At 66.8% G+C, this 15,819-nt stretch carries 20 protein-coding genes; 15 read left to right on the top strand and 5 right to left on the bottom strand.

Translation table 11 applies throughout. The features are described 5' to 3' along the window. Positions 1 to 732 carry an alanyl-tRNA editing protein gene (locus tag M8A51_RS19320; protein ID WP_251780164.1) on the top strand — a complete coding sequence of 244 codons (732 nt, stop codon included), beginning with the start codon at positions 1 to 3 and terminating at the stop codon, positions 730 to 732. Positions 733 to 813: 81 nt separating this feature from the next. Here M8A51_RS19320 and M8A51_RS19325 read toward each other — a convergent pair whose 3' ends face one another. After that, on the bottom strand, positions 814 to 1,266 hold the full coding sequence (locus tag M8A51_RS19325; RefSeq protein ID WP_251780165.1) for a c-type cytochrome: 453 nt from the start codon (positions 1,264 to 1,266) through the stop codon (positions 814 to 816). Between the two features lie 167 nt (positions 1,267 to 1,433). On the opposite strand from M8A51_RS19325, the gene M8A51_RS19330 reads away from it, so the two are divergent. The 5 genes from M8A51_RS19330 (at position 1,434) to M8A51_RS19350 (ending at position 5,518) form a co-directional block, all read left to right on the top strand. Continuing rightward, complete coding sequence (locus tag M8A51_RS19330) at positions 1,434 to 2,087, top strand: cytochrome b/b6 domain-containing protein (protein ID WP_251780166.1); 654 nt, start codon at positions 1,434 to 1,436, stop codon at positions 2,085 to 2,087. 40 nt (positions 2,088 to 2,127) lie between these two features. Then, positions 2,128 to 2,619 (top strand): GNAT family N-acetyltransferase, encoded by a 492-nt coding sequence (locus M8A51_RS19335; protein ID WP_251780167.1) that lies wholly within the window; start codon positions 2,128 to 2,130, stop codon positions 2,617 to 2,619. A 139-nt stretch (positions 2,620 to 2,758) separates the two neighbouring features. Next, positions 2,759 to 3,583, top strand: a complete 825-nt coding sequence (locus M8A51_RS19340) for an HpcH/HpaI aldolase family protein (protein WP_251780168.1) — start codon at positions 2,759 to 2,761, stop codon at positions 3,581 to 3,583. An 83-nt stretch (positions 3,584 to 3,666) separates the two neighbouring features. Further along, entirely contained in the window at positions 3,667 to 4,533 is an 867-nt protein-coding gene (locus tag M8A51_RS19345; RefSeq protein WP_251780169.1) for an aldose 1-epimerase, read from the top strand. 70 nt (positions 4,534 to 4,603) lie between these two features. Next, positions 4,604 to 5,518 carry an SMP-30/gluconolactonase/LRE family protein gene (locus tag M8A51_RS19350; RefSeq protein ID WP_251780170.1) on the top strand — a complete coding sequence of 305 codons (915 nt, stop codon included), beginning with the start codon at positions 4,604 to 4,606 and terminating at the stop codon, positions 5,516 to 5,518. Here M8A51_RS19350 and M8A51_RS19355 read toward each other — a convergent pair. Further along, positions 5,506 to 6,051: a DUF2062 domain-containing protein gene (locus M8A51_RS19355; RefSeq protein ID WP_251780171.1), complete on the bottom strand. Its 546-nt coding sequence runs from the start codon at positions 6,049 to 6,051 to the stop codon at positions 5,506 to 5,508. The genes M8A51_RS19350 and M8A51_RS19355 overlap by 13 nt on opposite strands. 194 nt (positions 6,052 to 6,245) lie before the next feature. Here M8A51_RS19355 and M8A51_RS19360 point away from each other — a divergent pair, with 194 nt between their 5' ends. The 9 genes from M8A51_RS19360 to M8A51_RS19400 all read left to right on the top strand — a co-directional run bounded on the left by M8A51_RS19360 (position 6,246) and on the right by M8A51_RS19400 (position 13,584). After that, entirely contained in the window at positions 6,246 to 6,737 is a 492-nt protein-coding gene (locus M8A51_RS19360; protein WP_251780172.1) for an ATP synthase subunit I, read from the top strand. 19 nt (positions 6,738 to 6,756) lie between these two features. Then, the gene (gene atpB, locus M8A51_RS19365) at positions 6,757 to 7,641 is read left to right on the top strand and encodes a F0F1 ATP synthase subunit A (RefSeq protein ID WP_251780173.1); all 885 of its coding nucleotides are present in this window, start codon (positions 6,757 to 6,759) and stop codon (positions 7,639 to 7,641) included. Positions 7,642 to 7,714: 73 nt separating this feature from the next. Beyond that, positions 7,715 to 7,966: a F0F1 ATP synthase subunit C gene (gene atpE, locus M8A51_RS19370; protein WP_251780174.1), complete on the top strand. Its 252-nt coding sequence runs from the start codon at positions 7,715 to 7,717 to the stop codon at positions 7,964 to 7,966. 56 nt (positions 7,967 to 8,022) lie between these two features. Then, positions 8,023 to 8,493, top strand: coding sequence for a F0F1 ATP synthase subunit B (locus M8A51_RS19375; protein WP_251780175.1), 471 nt, complete (start codon positions 8,023 to 8,025; stop codon positions 8,491 to 8,493). Positions 8,494 to 8,495: 2 nt separating this feature from the next. Beyond that, complete coding sequence (locus M8A51_RS19380; RefSeq protein WP_251780176.1) at positions 8,496 to 9,029, top strand: F0F1 ATP synthase subunit delta; 534 nt, start codon at positions 8,496 to 8,498, stop codon at positions 9,027 to 9,029. A gap of 123 nt (positions 9,030 to 9,152) precedes the next feature. Next, positions 9,153 to 10,691, top strand: a complete 1,539-nt coding sequence (gene atpA, locus M8A51_RS19385) for a F0F1 ATP synthase subunit alpha (protein ID WP_251780177.1) — start codon at positions 9,153 to 9,155, stop codon at positions 10,689 to 10,691. 25 nt (positions 10,692 to 10,716) lie between these two features. Beyond that, entirely contained in the window at positions 10,717 to 11,586 is an 870-nt protein-coding gene (atpG, locus tag M8A51_RS19390) for a F0F1 ATP synthase subunit gamma (protein WP_251780178.1), read from the top strand. A gap of 51 nt (positions 11,587 to 11,637) precedes the next feature. Then, positions 11,638 to 13,038: a F0F1 ATP synthase subunit beta gene (atpD, locus tag M8A51_RS19395; protein WP_251780179.1), complete on the top strand. Its 1,401-nt coding sequence runs from the start codon at positions 11,638 to 11,640 to the stop codon at positions 13,036 to 13,038. Between the two features lie 129 nt (positions 13,039 to 13,167). Beyond that, entirely contained in the window at positions 13,168 to 13,584 is a 417-nt protein-coding gene (locus M8A51_RS19400; RefSeq protein ID WP_251780180.1) for a F0F1 ATP synthase subunit epsilon, read from the top strand. Between the two features lie 132 nt (positions 13,585 to 13,716). Here M8A51_RS19400 and M8A51_RS19405 read toward each other — a convergent pair whose 3' ends face one another. From M8A51_RS19405 to M8A51_RS19415, 3 genes are read right to left on the bottom strand one after another with little or no spacing between them, the layout of a single operon-like run. Then, the gene (locus M8A51_RS19405; protein WP_251780181.1) at positions 13,717 to 14,223 is read right to left on the bottom strand and encodes a TPM domain-containing protein; all 507 of its coding nucleotides are present in this window, start codon (positions 14,221 to 14,223) and stop codon (positions 13,717 to 13,719) included. A 14-nt stretch (positions 14,224 to 14,237) separates the two neighbouring features. Then, positions 14,238 to 15,146 (bottom strand): TPM domain-containing protein, encoded by a 909-nt coding sequence (locus M8A51_RS19410; RefSeq protein WP_251780182.1) that lies wholly within the window; start codon positions 15,144 to 15,146, stop codon positions 14,238 to 14,240. Positions 15,147 to 15,160: 14 nt separating this feature from the next. After that, positions 15,161 to 15,769 carry a LemA family protein gene (locus tag M8A51_RS19415; RefSeq protein WP_251780183.1) on the bottom strand — a complete coding sequence of 203 codons (609 nt, stop codon included), beginning with the start codon at positions 15,767 to 15,769 and terminating at the stop codon, positions 15,161 to 15,163. Positions 15,770 to 15,819 lie beyond the last annotated feature (50 nt).

A 15,819-nucleotide genomic window follows, 5' to 3' on the forward strand; every position in this document is an offset into this window, starting at 1 on the left:
GTGACTGAGGAACTGTTTCGCGAAGACAGCTACCTGCGCGAGTGCCAGGCGACCCTGACGGCGGTGGACGCGGCCGGCGTGCAACTCGACCGCACGGTCTTCTACCCCCAAGGCGGCGGGCAGGCGGGCGACGCGGGCGAACTGCTGCTGCCCGGCGGTCACGTGCTGCGCATTGCCGACACGCGCAAGGGCGCCGAGCCGGGCCAGATCGTGCATCTGGCCGTCCCCGGCCAGGAGGAGTTGCTCGCCACGTTGCAACCCGGCCAGCCGCTCACCGCACGTATCGCCTGGCAGCGCCGGGAGCGCCACATGCGCTTCCATACCGCCACGCACCTGCTGTGTGCGCTGGTGCCGCACCCGGTCGACGGCTGTTCCATCACCCCCGACTATGCGCGGCTGGACTTCCACATGACCGAGCCGCTCGACAAGGACACGCTGACCGCCGGCATCGCCCGCCTGGTCGCCGAGGCACGCCCGGTCAGCCACAGCTGGATCTCGGACGCCGAACTCGACGCCAACCCGCAGCTGGTGCGCAGCATGAGCGTGCAGCCACCGCGCGGCTCGGGCCGCGTGCGCGTGCTGAAGATCGACGGCGTCGACCTGCAGCCGTGCGGCGGCACCCATGTACGCAACACCGCCGACGTCGGCCCCATCGTCATCACCAAGATCGAGAAGAAGAGCGCCAAGACCCGCAGGGTCGTGCTCGGCATCGCCGAGCCAGCCGCAGGCTGACGCGCTTCGGTCGTGCGCCGCTTTGCCGCTCAGCCGGGAAAAAACGGCCTGAGGGAGGCCGTCCTTTGCCGACTCGGCGGTTCACTGTTCCCGATAGGCGTCGTGGCATGCTTTGCACGTTTGTGCGGCAGGCCCGAAGCTGGCCTTGATCTGCGCCAGGTCGCCGGTCTTCGCCGCTGCGTTCAGCTTGGCGACGGCATCCTGCATCTGCTGCGCCTTCTCGCGGAACTTGGGCATCTCCTTCCAGATCTCCGGCTTGGCCTTGGTCTCGCCCAGGTCGGTCTCCGGCCCGAACGCGGCCCACGGCAGCTTCGAGACGAACTCGACCACCGCGGCATTCTCGGCCGCAGCTTTCGCGTCGAAAGGCACGCGGCCATTGGCCATCGCGCCGATGCGGCCGAAATGCTGTCCCATCACGAACAACGCGCTCTTGCGGTATTCGATCGCATGTTCGGGTTTCGCGAACTGGGCGGCGGCTGGTGCAGCCATGGTCAGTGCGGCCAGGGCCGCCAGGCAGGAGAGCAGGTGTTTCATCAGGAGCGGCTCCTTGTAAAGGGCAGGGGTGGTGGCGTGGGGGCCGAGCCGTCTCGGCTGCGAAGACTGCATCGGCCCCCGGTATACGCACCAGGCCCCGTACTTATTCCCTTGCGGCGAACGGCCGGCCCCGGGTAAAAACTCGTGGTCGATCGACCGGAGCCGCCATGAAGACGAGAGTCTGGGATCTGCCCACCCGCCTGTTCCATTGGGCGCTGGCGGCCTGCGTGATCGGTCTGGTGGTCACGTCGAAGATCGGCGGCCATGCGATGGCCTGGCACTTTCGCCTCGGCTACGCGGTGCTCGCACTGCTGCTGTTCCGCCTGGTGTGGGGGATGGTCGGCGGGCACTGGTCGCGCTTCGGCAGCTTCCTGTATGGGCCGGGCACCATCGTGCGCTACCTGCGCGGCCAGGGCGAGGCCCGGCATCGCGTCGGCCACAACCCGCTCGGCAGCCTGTCGGTGTTCGGGCTGCTGGCCGTGCTCGCCGCGCAAGCCGGCACCGGGCTGTTCGCCGACGACGAAATCGCGAACATGGGCCCGCTTGCGCGTTTCGTGTCCACCGAGCTGAGCCTGCGCCTGACCTGGTATCACAAGGTCGTCGGCGAGCCGCTGGTGCTGGGGTGGGTCGCGCTGCATCTGCTGGCGATCGTCTTTCATGCCGTCGTCAAGCGCGAGCGACTGGTCGTACCGATGATCACCGGCGACAAGGAGCTGGCGCTGCCGGCCCCAGGTTCGGCCGACACGGCAACATCACGGCTGCTCGGTCTGTGCATCCTGATCGTCTGCGCCGGCGCGGTCGCCTGGCTCGTGAGCCTTTAGACTAGGGCCTGTCAACGAGGCAACGCCGCTTTCCCGCCTGATGGAATCGCCCCAGATACGACTCGTCAGCCCCGATTCGCCGACGCTGTACGACGCCACCCGTGAGATCTTTCGCGAGTACGCGCAGTCGCTCGGGGTCGATCTCGGTTTCCAGGACTTCGAGCGCGAACTCGCGACGCTGCCCGGCGAGTACGCGGTGCCGGCCGGCCGGCTGCTGCTGGCCTTCGTCGACGAGGAACTGGCCGGCTGCGGCGGCTTCCGCCCGATCGCCGATGTCGACTACGCCAATGCCTGCGAAATGAAGCGGCTGTACGTGCGCAAGCCGTTCCGCCGCTTCGGCCTCGGCCGCACCATCGCGCAGCAGCTGATCGACGATGCGCGCCGCAGCGGCTACTCGGTGATGCTGCTCGACACGCTCGACGAGATGGAAGCGGCGCGCACGCTCTACACGACGCTGGGCTTCGAAGAAATTCCTCCGTACTACTACAACCCGCTGCCCGGGGCGCACTACCTGAAGGCCGTGCTCGACTGAACACGGTGCAGCCGCAGGCGTGAAAACTGCTGCGTTGCCCTCCTGCGGCAGGGTTTGTCTTGATGGACGCATGCCGCTCATCCGCGACGATGGGCCGGGCGCCCGTTGACGCTCGTCAGCACGCATCGCAGGAGGACCGATGAACGCCTTCAAGCACCTGCTCAAGACCGCCGGCAGCCACCCCCCGGTCGGCACCTGGATCCTGTCGGCCGACCCGCTCGTCGCGGAAGCGATCGGCCATGCCGGTTTCGAATGGGGGGTGCTCGACATGGAGCATGCACCGGCCGACATGATGGACGTCGTGCATTTGTTGCAGGCCGTCACGTCGACCCGCATGGTGCCGGTGGTGCGCGTGCCATGGAACGACCCGGTGACAGTCAAGCGCGTGCTCGATGCCGGCGCAACGAGCGTGATGTTCCCGTTCATCGAAAGCGCCGATCAGGCGCAGCGCGCCGTGGCGGCCACGCGCTATCCGCCGCGGGGCGTGCGCGGCGTGGTCGGCATGAGCCGTGCGAGCCGCTTCGGCACCAACCTGCAGTATCTGACGCACGCCGACGAAGGCCTGTGCACGATCGTCCAGATCGAAACGCCGGATGCGGCGGAACGGGCCGAGGCGATTACGACGGTCGATGGCGTCGATGCGGTCTTCGTCGGGCCGGCCGATTTGTCGGCGGCGATGGGCCACATCGCCCACCCGGCACACCCCCAGGTGCTCGATCTGATGAGCCGCATCGTGCAGCGTTGCAAGCGCGCCGGCGTGCCGGTGGGCACGGTCGGCGGCACGCCGGATGCCGTCGCGCAGTACCGGGCGATCGGCTTCGATTTCGTCGCTGTCGGCTCCGACCTGGGGCTGATGATGCGCGGCGCAATGAACGCCCTGTCGGCGCTGAAGACGCAAGATGTCGACATCGTTCACTCGGTGACGGTCGGCACGCTGACCGGCGCCACCAGCCACGGATCGTGAACGGCCTCGGTTACAGCGAGGTACGCCCTTAGCATCCGTGTCGCCCCATCCTTGGGCTTTCCGAACTTCTGCGACGACCCTCCATGACCTCTACTGTGACGACGCTTGAGCTGCGCGCGGGTGCGCTGCGCGTGGCACTGCGACCCGACCTCGGCGGCTCGATCGCCGGCTGCTGGCACCACGACACGCCGGTGCTGCGCTCGACCGAACCGAACGCGCTCGAGACGCCGCGGGCGGCAGGCTGCTACCCGCTGGTGCCGTACTCCAACCGCATCGCCCAGGCCCGCTTTCCGTGGGCCGGCCGCGAGCACCGCGTGCGCGCCAACGTGGAGGAGGGCAGCCCGCATGCATTGCATGGCGTCGGATTGCGGCGCGCCTGGACGCTGGTCGAGGCCGGCGAGCGGCATGCACAGCTGCAGCTCGATCACCCGGGCGACGAGGACTGGCCCTTCGCCTTCACGGTCACCCAGCAGGTCACGCTCGACGAACACACGCTCGAACTGGCGATGCATTTCGTCAACCGTGATGCCGAGGCCGCGCCGGCCGGCCTCGGCTGGCACCCGTTCTTCCCCAAGCGCAGCCGCAGCCGCCTGCATGCCGAACTGTCGGGCCGCTGGGACACCGACGACGAGCGGCTGCCGTCGCGCCACGTGCCGCAGGCCGGCATCGACGCCGACGTCGCCTACCTTGACTTCGATCACTGCTTCACCGGTTGGCAAGGCAGCGTGCGCATCCGCGACGAGAGGTTCTCGCTGCTGCTCACGTCGGCGCTGCCCTGCCTGGTCGTCTACACGCCGCCGTTGCGCGACTGCTTCGCCGTCGAGCCGGTGAGCCACGTGACCAACGCGCTGAACATGCAGCCCCCGCAGGCGCACGGCATCGTCACGCTCGCGCCCGGCGCCGCCATGTCGGCGGCGATGAAACTGAACATCCAGGAGGTGCATGCATGAGTGCCGCTCGGCCGCCAGAAGGCGCGAATTCCCTCCCCGAGAGACAGGCGCATGGCGCCAAGGGGGCCCCATGAGCGGCTCCCCGGCGCACGAGGTGAGGCTCGCCGTCGAACAGCCGGCGCTGCTCGGGGAGTCGCCAATGTGGCACCCGGTCGAGCAGGTGCTGTACTACTGCGACATCCCCGGCCACAAGCTGCATCGCTTCGACCCGACGAACCGCGCCCTCGACACCTGGAGTTTCGACACCGATGTCGCCTGCTGCGCGCCCGCGGCCAATGGCACGCTGCTGCTCGGCATGCGCGATGGGCTGTGGCGCTTCGACCCTGCCACCGGCCGTCGCGCCCAGCTTGCGGCAGCGCCCTACGATCCTGCCACCGAGCGCTTCAACGACGGCAAGTGCGACCCGGGCGGACGCCTGTGGTGCGGCACGCTCTACGAGCCGCGCAAGCCTGCACTGGCGGCGCTGTACCGGCTCGACGCCGAGGGGCGGTTGACCCGCGAGGGCGACGGCGTGACCGTCTCCAACGGACTCGCATGGAGCCCCGACGCACGCACGATGTACTGGACCGACACCACCAGCCACACGATCTTCGCGCTGGATTTCGACGTTGCGAGTGGCATCGCCACCGGCCGGCGCGTGTTCGCCAGCTTCGAGCGCAAACACGATGGCCAGCCGCTCGACGCCTATGGCGGCCGGCCCGATGGTGCGGCTGTCGATGCCGAGGGCAACTACTGGGTGGCGATGTTCGAGGGCTCGCGCCTGCTGCAGTTGTCGCCGCAGGGCGCCGTGCTGCGCGAGGTGCGGCTGCCGGTGCGCTGCGCGACGATGCCGTGTTTCGGCGGCGCCGACATGAAGACGCTGTATGTCACGACCTCGCGCGAGAAGCGGCCCGCCGACGAACTCGCGGCGCAGCCCTGGGCCGGGTGCGTGCTGCAGTTGCGCGTCGATGTGCCCGGGCTGCCGGCCAACGTCTACGCCGGGTAGCGCGGCGTGCTGCGACGCTGTGTCCGTTGGCGCATGCGCAGCGTCAGCTTGAGCCGCCAGGCCATCTTGACGCCGACGTAGCCCAGGCCGGCACCGACCACGGCGAACAGTGCCATGCCGACCAGTGCCGGCACGCCGACCGCATGCAACCAGCCCATCAGCCCGATGTCGCCCGTGGGCACCAGCGGCGGCGGCGCCTGCACGAGCAGGCTGCCCACCTGATAGGCCAGCCACAGCCAGCCGCCGACGGTCAGCGGGTTGGTGACGAAGGTGATCGCCGCGGCCACCGGGATGTTGCCGCGCCACCAGACGCAATGCAGCGTCGCAAACACGATCTGGGCGAACGGGATGATGAAGGCCCAGAACACGCCGACCGCAACGCCTCGTGCAACGGTTTCGCCGCGCATGCGCCACAACTCGGGCGCGAGCAGGTGTTGCGATACCGGGCGCAGCCAGCGGTTGCGCGCCAGCTCCTCACGCCGGGGCAGCGTGTCTTTCAGGCGTCGCGCCAGCAGGTCCTTCATTGATGCCATCCGCGCATCCTCTCATGTCGCACGCACGTGCGAGCACCTTCATGTGCGCAGGCAGTGCCCGCCGTGGTGCACGAAGGAAACGACAGCCGGCCGCGAAGGGGCCCCGTGAAAGCCGTCTGACAGGGTGACGGACCGGTGCGGGTTTCCACGTATAATCCCGCGGATTTGCCGCAATCAGCCCGTTACCGAGCGCCATGACCGCGAAACATGCCGACCATGGTGAACTCGATACGCGCCCAGGTGCGGACGACGAAGCGACTTTCAAGTCCCTGAGCCACGAAGAGGCCCAGGCCTTGATGGCGCAACACCCGCCGCTCTCACCCTGGCGGGTGGTCGCGGTGCAAGCCGCGGCAGGCGTGGTGGTGGCGGCCTTGTGGTTCGCCGCCACACGTGAGGGTGGGGCGGCCTGGTCGGCACTGTATGGTGCCGCCGCCGTGGTGCTCCCGGGGGCCTTGATGGCCCGTGGGTTGACCAGCCGGATTTCCAGAGCCAGTCCCGGCGCGGCCGTGTTCGGGTTCCTGTTCTGGGAGTCGCTGAAGATTGCGCTGGCCGTCGCCATGCTGGTGGCGGCCGCAAAGGTGGTGCCCGATCTGAGTTGGCCGGCGTTGCTGGTCACGATGGTCGTGTGCATGAAAGTCAGTTGGCTGACCCTGCTGCGGCGAGGTCGGCGGAAACAAACGTCATAACGACAGTTCGAGAGAAACGATGGCTGCCGAAGGACAAGGACCGACCCCCGGTGCATATATCCAGCACCACCTGGAGCATTTCCAGAACCGCACGCAGGAAGGCATCGTCAACTTTTCGTTGAGCGAGCCGGTCCTCAAACTGGATTCGCTGTTCTGGGCCATCGTGCTCGGCGTGATCGGCTGCTTCTTCCTGTGGCGCGTCGCCCGCGCAGCCACCTCCGGTGTGCCGGGGCGCCTGCAGGGTTTCGTCGAGATGATGGTCGAGATGGTCGACACCCAGGCCAAGGGCATCATCCACAACGAGGCTTCGCGTCGTGCGATCTCCCCGCTGGCCCTGACCGTCTTCGTCTGGATCTTCCTGATGAACGCCATGGACCTGCTGCCCGTGGACCTGATCCCGCGCATCTGGGAAGGCGCCTATGCCGCCGCGGGCCACGACCCGCACCACGCCTACATGCGCGTCGTGCCGACCGCCGATCTGTCGATCACGCTGGGCCTCGCGATCACCGTGCTGCTCGCCCGCATCTACTACAACATCAAGATCAAGGGCGCGGGCGGCTGGATCAAGGAGCTGTTCTCGGCCCCGTTCCACGCTCATGGTTTCATGGCGGTCGTGCTGGCGCCGGTCAACTTCATCATGCAGATGATCGAGTTCACCGCCAACACCGTCTCGCACGGCATGCGGTTGTTCGGCAACATGTTCGCCGGCGAGCTGGTGTTCATGCTCATCGCGCTGCTTGGCGGTGCGGCGGCCCTGTCCCTGGGCGGCTCCTTCCTGTTCGCCGGCCACGTCATCGCCGGCACCATCTGGGCCATCTTCCACATCCTGATCATCACGCTGCAGGCCTTCATCTTCATGATGCTGACGCTCGTGTACCTCGGTCAGGCGCACGACAAACATTGACGCGTCGCTGCAGTACTTTGTTTTCTCTTTTTTTCGTCCGTCAACTCACTTCTCTATCTAAATAGGAGCAATCATGGAAAACGTGTTGGGTCTCGTCGCTCTGGCTTGCGGTCTGATCATCGGCCTGGGCGCCATCGGTGCCTGTATCGGTATCGCGCTGATGGGCGGCAAGTACCTCGAAGCTTCGGCCCGTCAGCCCGAGCTGATGAACGAACTGCAAACCAAGATGTTCCTGCTGGCCGGTCTGATCGACGCGGCGTTCCTGATCGGTGTCGGTATCGCGATGCTGTTCGCCTTCGCCAACCCGTTCGTCGTCGCCGCCTAAGCGCTCCTTTCTCCTTAAGCAACTTTCCCAAGTTCTAACCGAGAGAGGTCGAAGCCGTGAATCTGAACGCAACGCTGTTGGCGCAGATCGTCGTCTTCGCGATCCTCTGGTGGTTCACGATGAAGTTCGTGTGGCCGCCGATCACGAAGGCGCTCGATGAGCGCGCCAAGAAGATTGCCGATGGCCTGGCCGCGGCCGACAAGGCCAAGCTGGAGCTGACGGCAGCCAACAAGCGCGTCGAGGAACAGCTCGCCCAGACCCGCGAAGAATCCACCAAGCGGATCGCGGACGCCGAAAAGCGTGCGCAAGCCATCATCGACGAGGCCAAGAAACGGGCCGACGACGAGGGCGCCAAGATCATCGCCCAAGCCAAGGCGGAAGCCGAGCAGCAGGTGATCCAGGCGCGCGAGGCCCTGCGTGAGCAGGTGGCCGCGCTGGCCGTCAAGGGTGCCGAGCAGATCCTCAGGCGCGAAGTCAACGCCGGCGTTCACGCCGAGCTGTTGGGTCGCTTGAAAACCGAGCTTTGATCATGGCCGAGCTCGCAACCATCGCGCGTCCCTATGCCGAGGCCCTTTTCGAAGTGGCCGGCAAGGGGGACCTGAACCAGTGGGCCGCCCAGGTCGATCAACTGGCGGCCGTGGCGTCCGATGAACAACTGCAGCAATACGCCGACCACCCCAAGGTGTCGGCGCAGCAGGTGTTCGACGTGATCGTCTCGGTCGTCAAGACGCCGCTGTCGGACGGTGCGAAGAACTTTCTTCGCGCGCTGATCGACAACGGCCGGCTGGTCGCCCTGCCTGAGATCGCCGCACAGTTCCATGCGCTGAAGAACGCCCGCTCCGGCGTGGCCGACGCGAAGGTGTACAGCGCCTTCCCGATCGAGCAGGCGCAGTTGGCGGAACTGACGGCGACGCTCGAGAAGCGCTTCGGCCGCAAGCTGCAGCCCACCGTCGAGCTCGATCCCGAGCTGATCGGCGGGGTGCGCGTGGTGGTCGGCGACGAGGTGCTCGACACCTCGGTCAAGGCCCGCTTGGAACGCATGAAGGTCGCGCTGACCGCCTGAGGTCGCGCCGCTGGGGTGTACGTAGGACCTGGGCTGGCCCTCGAGGGCAAGCCCAGGGACATTCGGGCGTGAGCCCGGACAGCCGTTGCGGCCGAAGGCCGAGGACGAGACTGGGAGCAAGCAATGCAACTGAATCCCGCTGAAATTTCTGAACTGATCAAGAGCCGCATCGAGGGTCTCGGCGTGGCTGCGGACATCCGCAATCAAGGCACCGTGGTATCGGTGACGGACGGCATCTGCCGCATCCACGGCCTGTCCGAGGTGATGGCGGGTGAAATGCTCGAATTCCCGGGCAACACCTTCGGCCTCGCGCTCAACCTCGAGCGCGACTCCGTCGGCGCGGTGATCCTGGGTGAGTACACCCACATCTCCGAAGGCGACACGGTCAAGTGCACCGGCCGCATCCTGGAAGTGCCGGTCGGCCCCGAGCTGGTCGGCCGCGTGGTCAACGCGCTCGGCCAGCCGATCGACGGCAAGGGCCCGATCAACGCGAAGATGACCGACGTGATCGAGAAGGTCGCGCCGGGCGTGATCGCACGGCAGTCGGTGTCGCAGCCGCTGCAGACCGGCCTGAAGTCGATCGACGCCATGGTGCCGATCGGCCGCGGCCAGCGCGAGCTGATCATCGGCGACCGCCAGACCGGCAAGTCGGCCGTCGCGGTCGACACGATCATCAACCAGAAGGGCCAGGGCGTGACGTGCGTGTACGTCGCGATCGGTCAGAAGGCCTCGACGATCAAGAACATCGTGCGCGCGCTGGAGCAGAACGGCGCGATGGACTACACCATCGTCGTTGCCGCTTCCGCTTCCGAGTCTGCCGCGATGCAGTATGTGTCGGCCTACTCGGGCTGCACGATGGGCGAGTACTTCCGCGACCGCGGCCAGGACGCGCTGATCGTCTATGACGACCTCTCGAAGCAGGCTGTCGCCTACCGTCAGGTGTCGCTGCTGCTGCGCCGCCCGCCGGGCCGCGAAGCCTTCCCCGGCGACGTGTTCTATCTCCACAGCCGCCTGCTCGAGCGCGCCGCCCGCGTGAACGCCGACTACGTCGAGAAGTTCACCAACGGCGAAGTCAAGGGCAAGACCGGCTCGCTGACCGCACTGCCGATCATCGAGACGCAGGCCGGCGACGTGTCCGCGTTCGTGCCGACCAACGTGATCTCGATCACCGACGGCCAGATCTTCCTGGAAACCAACCTGTTCAACGCCGGCATCCGTCCCGCCATCAACGCGGGTATCTCGGTGTCGCGCGTCGGCGGTGCGGCCCAGACGAAGCTGATCAAGAACCTGTCCGGCGGTATCCGTACCGACCTGGCGCAGTACCGTGAGCTGGCGGCCTTCGCGCAGTTCGCCTCCGACCTCGATGAAACCACCCGCAAGCAACTCGACCGCGGTGCCCGCGTGACCGAACTGCTGAAGCAGGCCCAGTACTCGCCGCTGCCGATCAGCCTGATGGCTGCCTCGCTGTTCGCGGTGAACAAGGGTTTCATGGACGACATCGACGTGAAGAAGGTGCTCGCCTTCGAACACGGCCTGCATCAGTTCCTCAAGACCAGCCACGCCAAGCTCCTCGACAAGCTCGAGGCCGACAAGGCGCTGGACAAGGACGCCGAGGCCGAACTGCAGGGCGCGATCGCTGCGTTCAAGAAGAGCTTCGCCTAAGCACGTCTGAACAAGGAGTCCCGTCATGGCGGCAGGCAAGGAAATACGCGGCAAGATCAAATCGGTGGAGAACACCAAGAAGATCACCAAGGCCATGGAGATGGTTGCCGCGTCGAAGATGCGCAAGGCGCAGGACCGCATGCGTGCGGCCCGGCCTTACGCTGACAAGGTGCGCAACATCACGGCCAACCTCGCCCAGGCCAACCCTGAGTACCGGCCCGCGTTCCTGCAGAAGAACAGCGGTACCGGCCAGGTGGGCATGATCGTTGTCACCACCGACAAGGGCTTGTGCGGCGGCCTGAACACCAACATCCTGCGCGCCACCACGGCCAAGCTGAAGGAACTGGAAGCCCAGGGACTGAAGGCGCAGGCGGTGGCGATCGGCAACAAGGGTGTCGGTTTCCTGGGCCGCATCGGCGCGAAGGTCGTCTCGCAAGTCACGCAGCTGGGCGACAAGCCGCATCTCGACCGCCTGATCGGGCCGGTCAAGACGCTGCTCGACCAGTACGCCGAAGGCAAGCTGGATGCGGTCTATCTCTGCTACACCCGTTTCATCAACACGATGAAGCAGGAACCGGTGGTGATGCAGTTGCTGCCGCTGGCGGCCGACACGCTGCATGCCGACAAGGGCAGCCATGCGTGGGACTACCTCTACGAGCCCGACGCGCCGACCGTGATCGACGAGCTGCTGGTGCGTTATGTCGAGGCGCTGGTGTACCAGGCGGTGGCCGACAACATGGCCTCCGAGCAGTCCGCTCGCATGGTGGCGATGAAGGCTGCGACCGACAACGCAGGCAACCTGATCAGCGAGCTGAAGCTCGAATACAACAAGACGCGTCAGGCGGCGATCACCAAGGAATTGGCAGAGATCGTCAGCGGTGCGGCCGCCGTCTGACAGCGCGGCTGTCGTAGGCTTCCAACGGAATATTGATTGAAGGAACGAAAAATGGCTGAAGGCAAGATCGTTCAGTGCATCGGCGCCGTGGTGGACGTGGAGTTTCCGCGCGACGCGATGCCCAAGGTGTACGACGCCCTGAAGATGGAAGGCGGCGCGCTGACCCTCGAAGTGCAGCAGCAGCTGGGTGACGGCGTGGTCCGCACGATCGCGCTGGGCTCGACCGACGGCCTGCGCCGCGGGTTGATGGTGCGCAACACCAGCGCGCCGATCACGGTGCCGGTCGGCAAGGCGACGCTGGGCCGCATCATGGACGTGCTCGGCAACCCGATCGACGAGCGCGGCCCGGTGAGCCACGAGCTGGCCGCCTCCATCCACCGCAAGGCCCCGGCCTACGACGAGCTGAGCCCGTCGCAGGACCTGCTCGAGACCGGCATCAAGGTGATCGACCTGATCTGCCCGTTCGCCAAAGGCGGCAAGGTGGGTCTGTTCGGTGGTGCCGGCGTCGGCAAGACCGTGAACATGATGGAGCTGATCAACAACATCGCCAAGGCCCACTCGGGTCTGTCGGTGTTCGCGGGCGTCGGCGAGCGCACCCGTGAGGGCAACGACTTCTATCACGAGATGATGGAAGCCGGCGTCGTGAACAGCGACAACCTGAGCGAGTCGAAGGTGGCGATGGTCTACGGCCAGATGAACGAGCCGCCGGGCAACCGTCTGCGCGTGGCGCTGACCGGCCTGACGATCGCCGAGTCCTTCCGCGACGAAGGCCGCGACGTGCTGTTCTTCGTCGACAACATCTACCGCTACACGCTGGCCGGCACCGAAGTGTCCGCGCTGCTGGGCCGCATGCCTTCCGCCGTGGGCTACCAGCCGACGCTGGCCGAGGAAATGGGCAAGCTGCAGGAGCGCATCACGTCGACCAAGGTCGGCTCGATCACGTCGATCCAGGCCGTGTACGTGCCTGCGGACGACCTGACCGACCCGTCGCCTGCCACCACCTTCGCCCACCTGGACGCCACCGTCGTGCTGTCGCGTGACATCGCTTCGCTGGGCATCTACCCCGCGGTCGATCCGCTCGACTCCAACAGCCGCCAGGTCGACCCGAACGTGGTCGGCGAAGAGCACTACAACACCACCCGCGCGGTGCAGGCGGTGCTGCAGCGCTACAAGGAACTGCGCGACATCATCGCGATCCTGGGCATGGACGAACTGGCGCCGGAAGACAAGCTGGCCGTGGCCCGTGCGCGCAAGATCCAGCGTTTCCTGTCGCAGCCGTTCCACGTGGCCGAGGTGTTCACCGGCGCCCCGGGCAAGTATGTGCCGCTGAAGGAAACCATCCGCGGCTTCAAGATGATCGTCAACGGCGAGTGCGACAGCCTCCCCGAGCAGGCCTTCTACATGGTCGGCACCATCGACGAAGCCTTCGAGAAGGCCAAGAAGATGCAGTAAGCGGCGCATTCGGCGCCCGGGCGTCGTTGCCGTGCTCGCCGGACAGGAAGTCCGGCTGTGCGCGGCGCCTAGCCCGGACACCGACTGCTTGCTTTCTGCACCTTCTTGTACGCTAAGCAAGGACTGACCATGGCAACCATACAAGTCGACGTCGTCTCCGCGGAAGAGTCGATCTTCTCGGGCGAGGCGAAATTCGTCGCGCTGCCGGGCGAGGCGGGCGAACTGGGCATCCTGCCGCAGCACACGCCGCTGATCACCCGCATCAAGCCGGGGGCGGTGCGCATCGAGCGGGCCGACACCGGCGAGGAAGAATTCGTGTTCGTCGCCGGCGGCATCCTGGAGGTGCAGCCGAATGCCGTCACCGTGCTGGCCGACACCGCGATCCGCGGCAAGGATCTCGACGAAGCCAAGGCCACCGAAGCCAAGCGCCTGGCCGAAGAAGCGATGAAAAACGCCAAGAGCGACATCGATTTCGCCAAGGCCCAGAGCGAATTCGCGGCGATGGCCGCGCAGATCGCCGCACTGCGCAAGTTCCGCCGCAAGTAAGCCGCGGCCCTCGCGCCCGAACGGCGACGCCCGCCGGCCGCAAGGCCTGAGCGGGCGTTTCTTTTGGGCAGGGGCGCTCAGTCGACGGAGCGTCGCCCTGATCGGCCGCGACGGTCCGGCCGGGCCGGCACGTCAGCCGACATGCGGCCGATTCACCAGTTCATTGGGATTGGTTTCGCCTTGGCTCAGCGGGAAGTGCCGCACCAGCAGTTCGGTCACGGCATCGACGGCCCGCACCAGCCCTTCTTCGATGTGCCCGGCGCGAAAGGTGTCGCTCATGCCGTGCACGATCTCGTCCCACTGCGCCGGCGACACATGGCGTGCCAGGCCGCGGTCGGCGACGATCTCGATGCGGTGCTCGACCAGCAGCAGATAGATCAGCACGCCGTTGTTGAACTCGGTGTCCCAGACCTGCAGCTTGCCGAACATGGCAAGCGCGCGTTCATGCGCGGTTGCGCCGCGCCACAGGTAGCTGAGCGGCAGCCCGCCTTCGATGCACAGGCGGATCTCGCCGCTGTGCCGGGCCTCGCTGGCCTGCACTCGCTGCTCGAGCCGCTGCAGGGCGTCGGTGCCCAGCAGCCGGCGGGTGTCGGCATCGTCCCACCAGCGGTGCTTGAAGAGTCGGATCAGTTTATTCATCGGTGCGGTCCTTCTTACCAGCCACCGGACGCGCCACCGCCACCGAAGCTGCCGCCCCCGCCGGACGAGAAGCCGCCGCCGCCGCCACCAAAACCGCCCCCGCCGCCGCCCCAGATGATGGGGGTGCCGTGCCGGTAGCCCCGTCCCCGGCCGGGGCGAGCGCCGGCACCGACACCCAGCACCAGCACCAGGATCAACCCGACGACGGCGGCGGCGCCGGCGATGACCAGGCTGGAGGTGAACCACCAGCCGATCGCGCCTATCGCGCCACCCGTCCCGAGCGCGCCCAGTTTGCGGCCCAGCATGCCGGTGAGGACGGCACCGATGATCGGCGCACCGACGAAAAGAAAGACGGCCAGGTCGCCGAACTGCAGGCCCGGCGCGTCGGTGGCGCCGTTCCGCTCGGGCAACGGCAGGCCTTCGCCGGCGATGCGCGACGACAGGTGGTCGATCGCAGCAGACAGTCCGCCGGCGAAGTCGCCGGCCTGGAAGGCCGGCTTCATGACCTGGTCGATGATGCGCCGTGCGATCAGGTCGGGGATGGCGCCTTCCAGCGCCCGCGCCACCTCGATGCGCATGCGCCGGTCGTTCTTGGCGACCACCACCAGCACGCCGTCGCCGACGTCGCGACGGCCGATCTTCCAGTCGTCGGCCACACGGTAGGCGTAGGCGGCAATGTCTTCCGGCGCCGTGGTCGGCACCATCAGCACGACGATCTGGCTGCCGCGTTCGGTTTCGACCGCCTGCAGCTTGGCTTCGAGTGCGGCACGGTCGGGCCCGCTCAGCGTGCCGGTCTGGTCGATCACGCGGCCGGCCAGCGCGGGCACCGGCAGCACGTCCTGTGCCGACGCCGGAGCACCGGCGACCAGCAGCAACAGGAGCACCAGGCAGCGCGCCAGCCAGGGGCGCAGCGCCGCGGTCATCGGCTGCGTCCCGCTCAGCGCGACGCGCCGAAGTCGACCGTCGGGGGCGCCGAGATCGCGGCTTCGTTCGCCACGCTGAAGTTCGGCTTGGGCTCGTAGCTGAAGACCATGGCCGTCAGGTTGCTCGGGAAGCTGCGTGCCAGCGTGTTGTACTGCTGCACCGCCTTGATGTAGGTGTTGCGTGCGACGGTGATGCGGTTCTCGGTGCCTTCGAGCTGCACGCGCAGGTCCTGGAAACCCTGGTTGGCCTTGAGGTTCGGGTAGGCCTCGCTGACCGCCATCAGCCGAGACAACGCGCCCGACAGCTCGCCCTGCGCCTGCTGGAAGCGGTTGAAGGCTTCGGGGTTGTTCAAGGTCTCGGGCGTCACCTGGATGGAGGTGGCCTTCGCGCGGGCCTCGATCACCCGGGTCAGCGTTTCCTGCTCGAAGTTGGCCTCGCCCTTGACGGTGGCCACGATGTTGGGGATCAGGTCGGCACGCCGCTGGTACTGGTTCAGCACTTCGGACCAGGAAGCGCTCACTTGCTCGTCCAGGCGCTGGAAGTCGTTGTAGCCGCAACCGCCCAGGCCGAGCACCAGGCTCAGTGCCAGCAGCCCGCGGGTCGTCAGTCGTCGTGCATTCATCGTCGGGTCTCCATCTTTCGATCTGTGTCGGCTAGACCGAGATGGGGATG

Origin of the sequence: Caldimonas mangrovi, assembly GCF_023721835.1 — a bacterium.
Taxonomy (GTDB): domain Bacteria; phylum Pseudomonadota; class Gammaproteobacteria; order Burkholderiales; family Burkholderiaceae_C; genus Caldimonas; species Caldimonas mangrovi.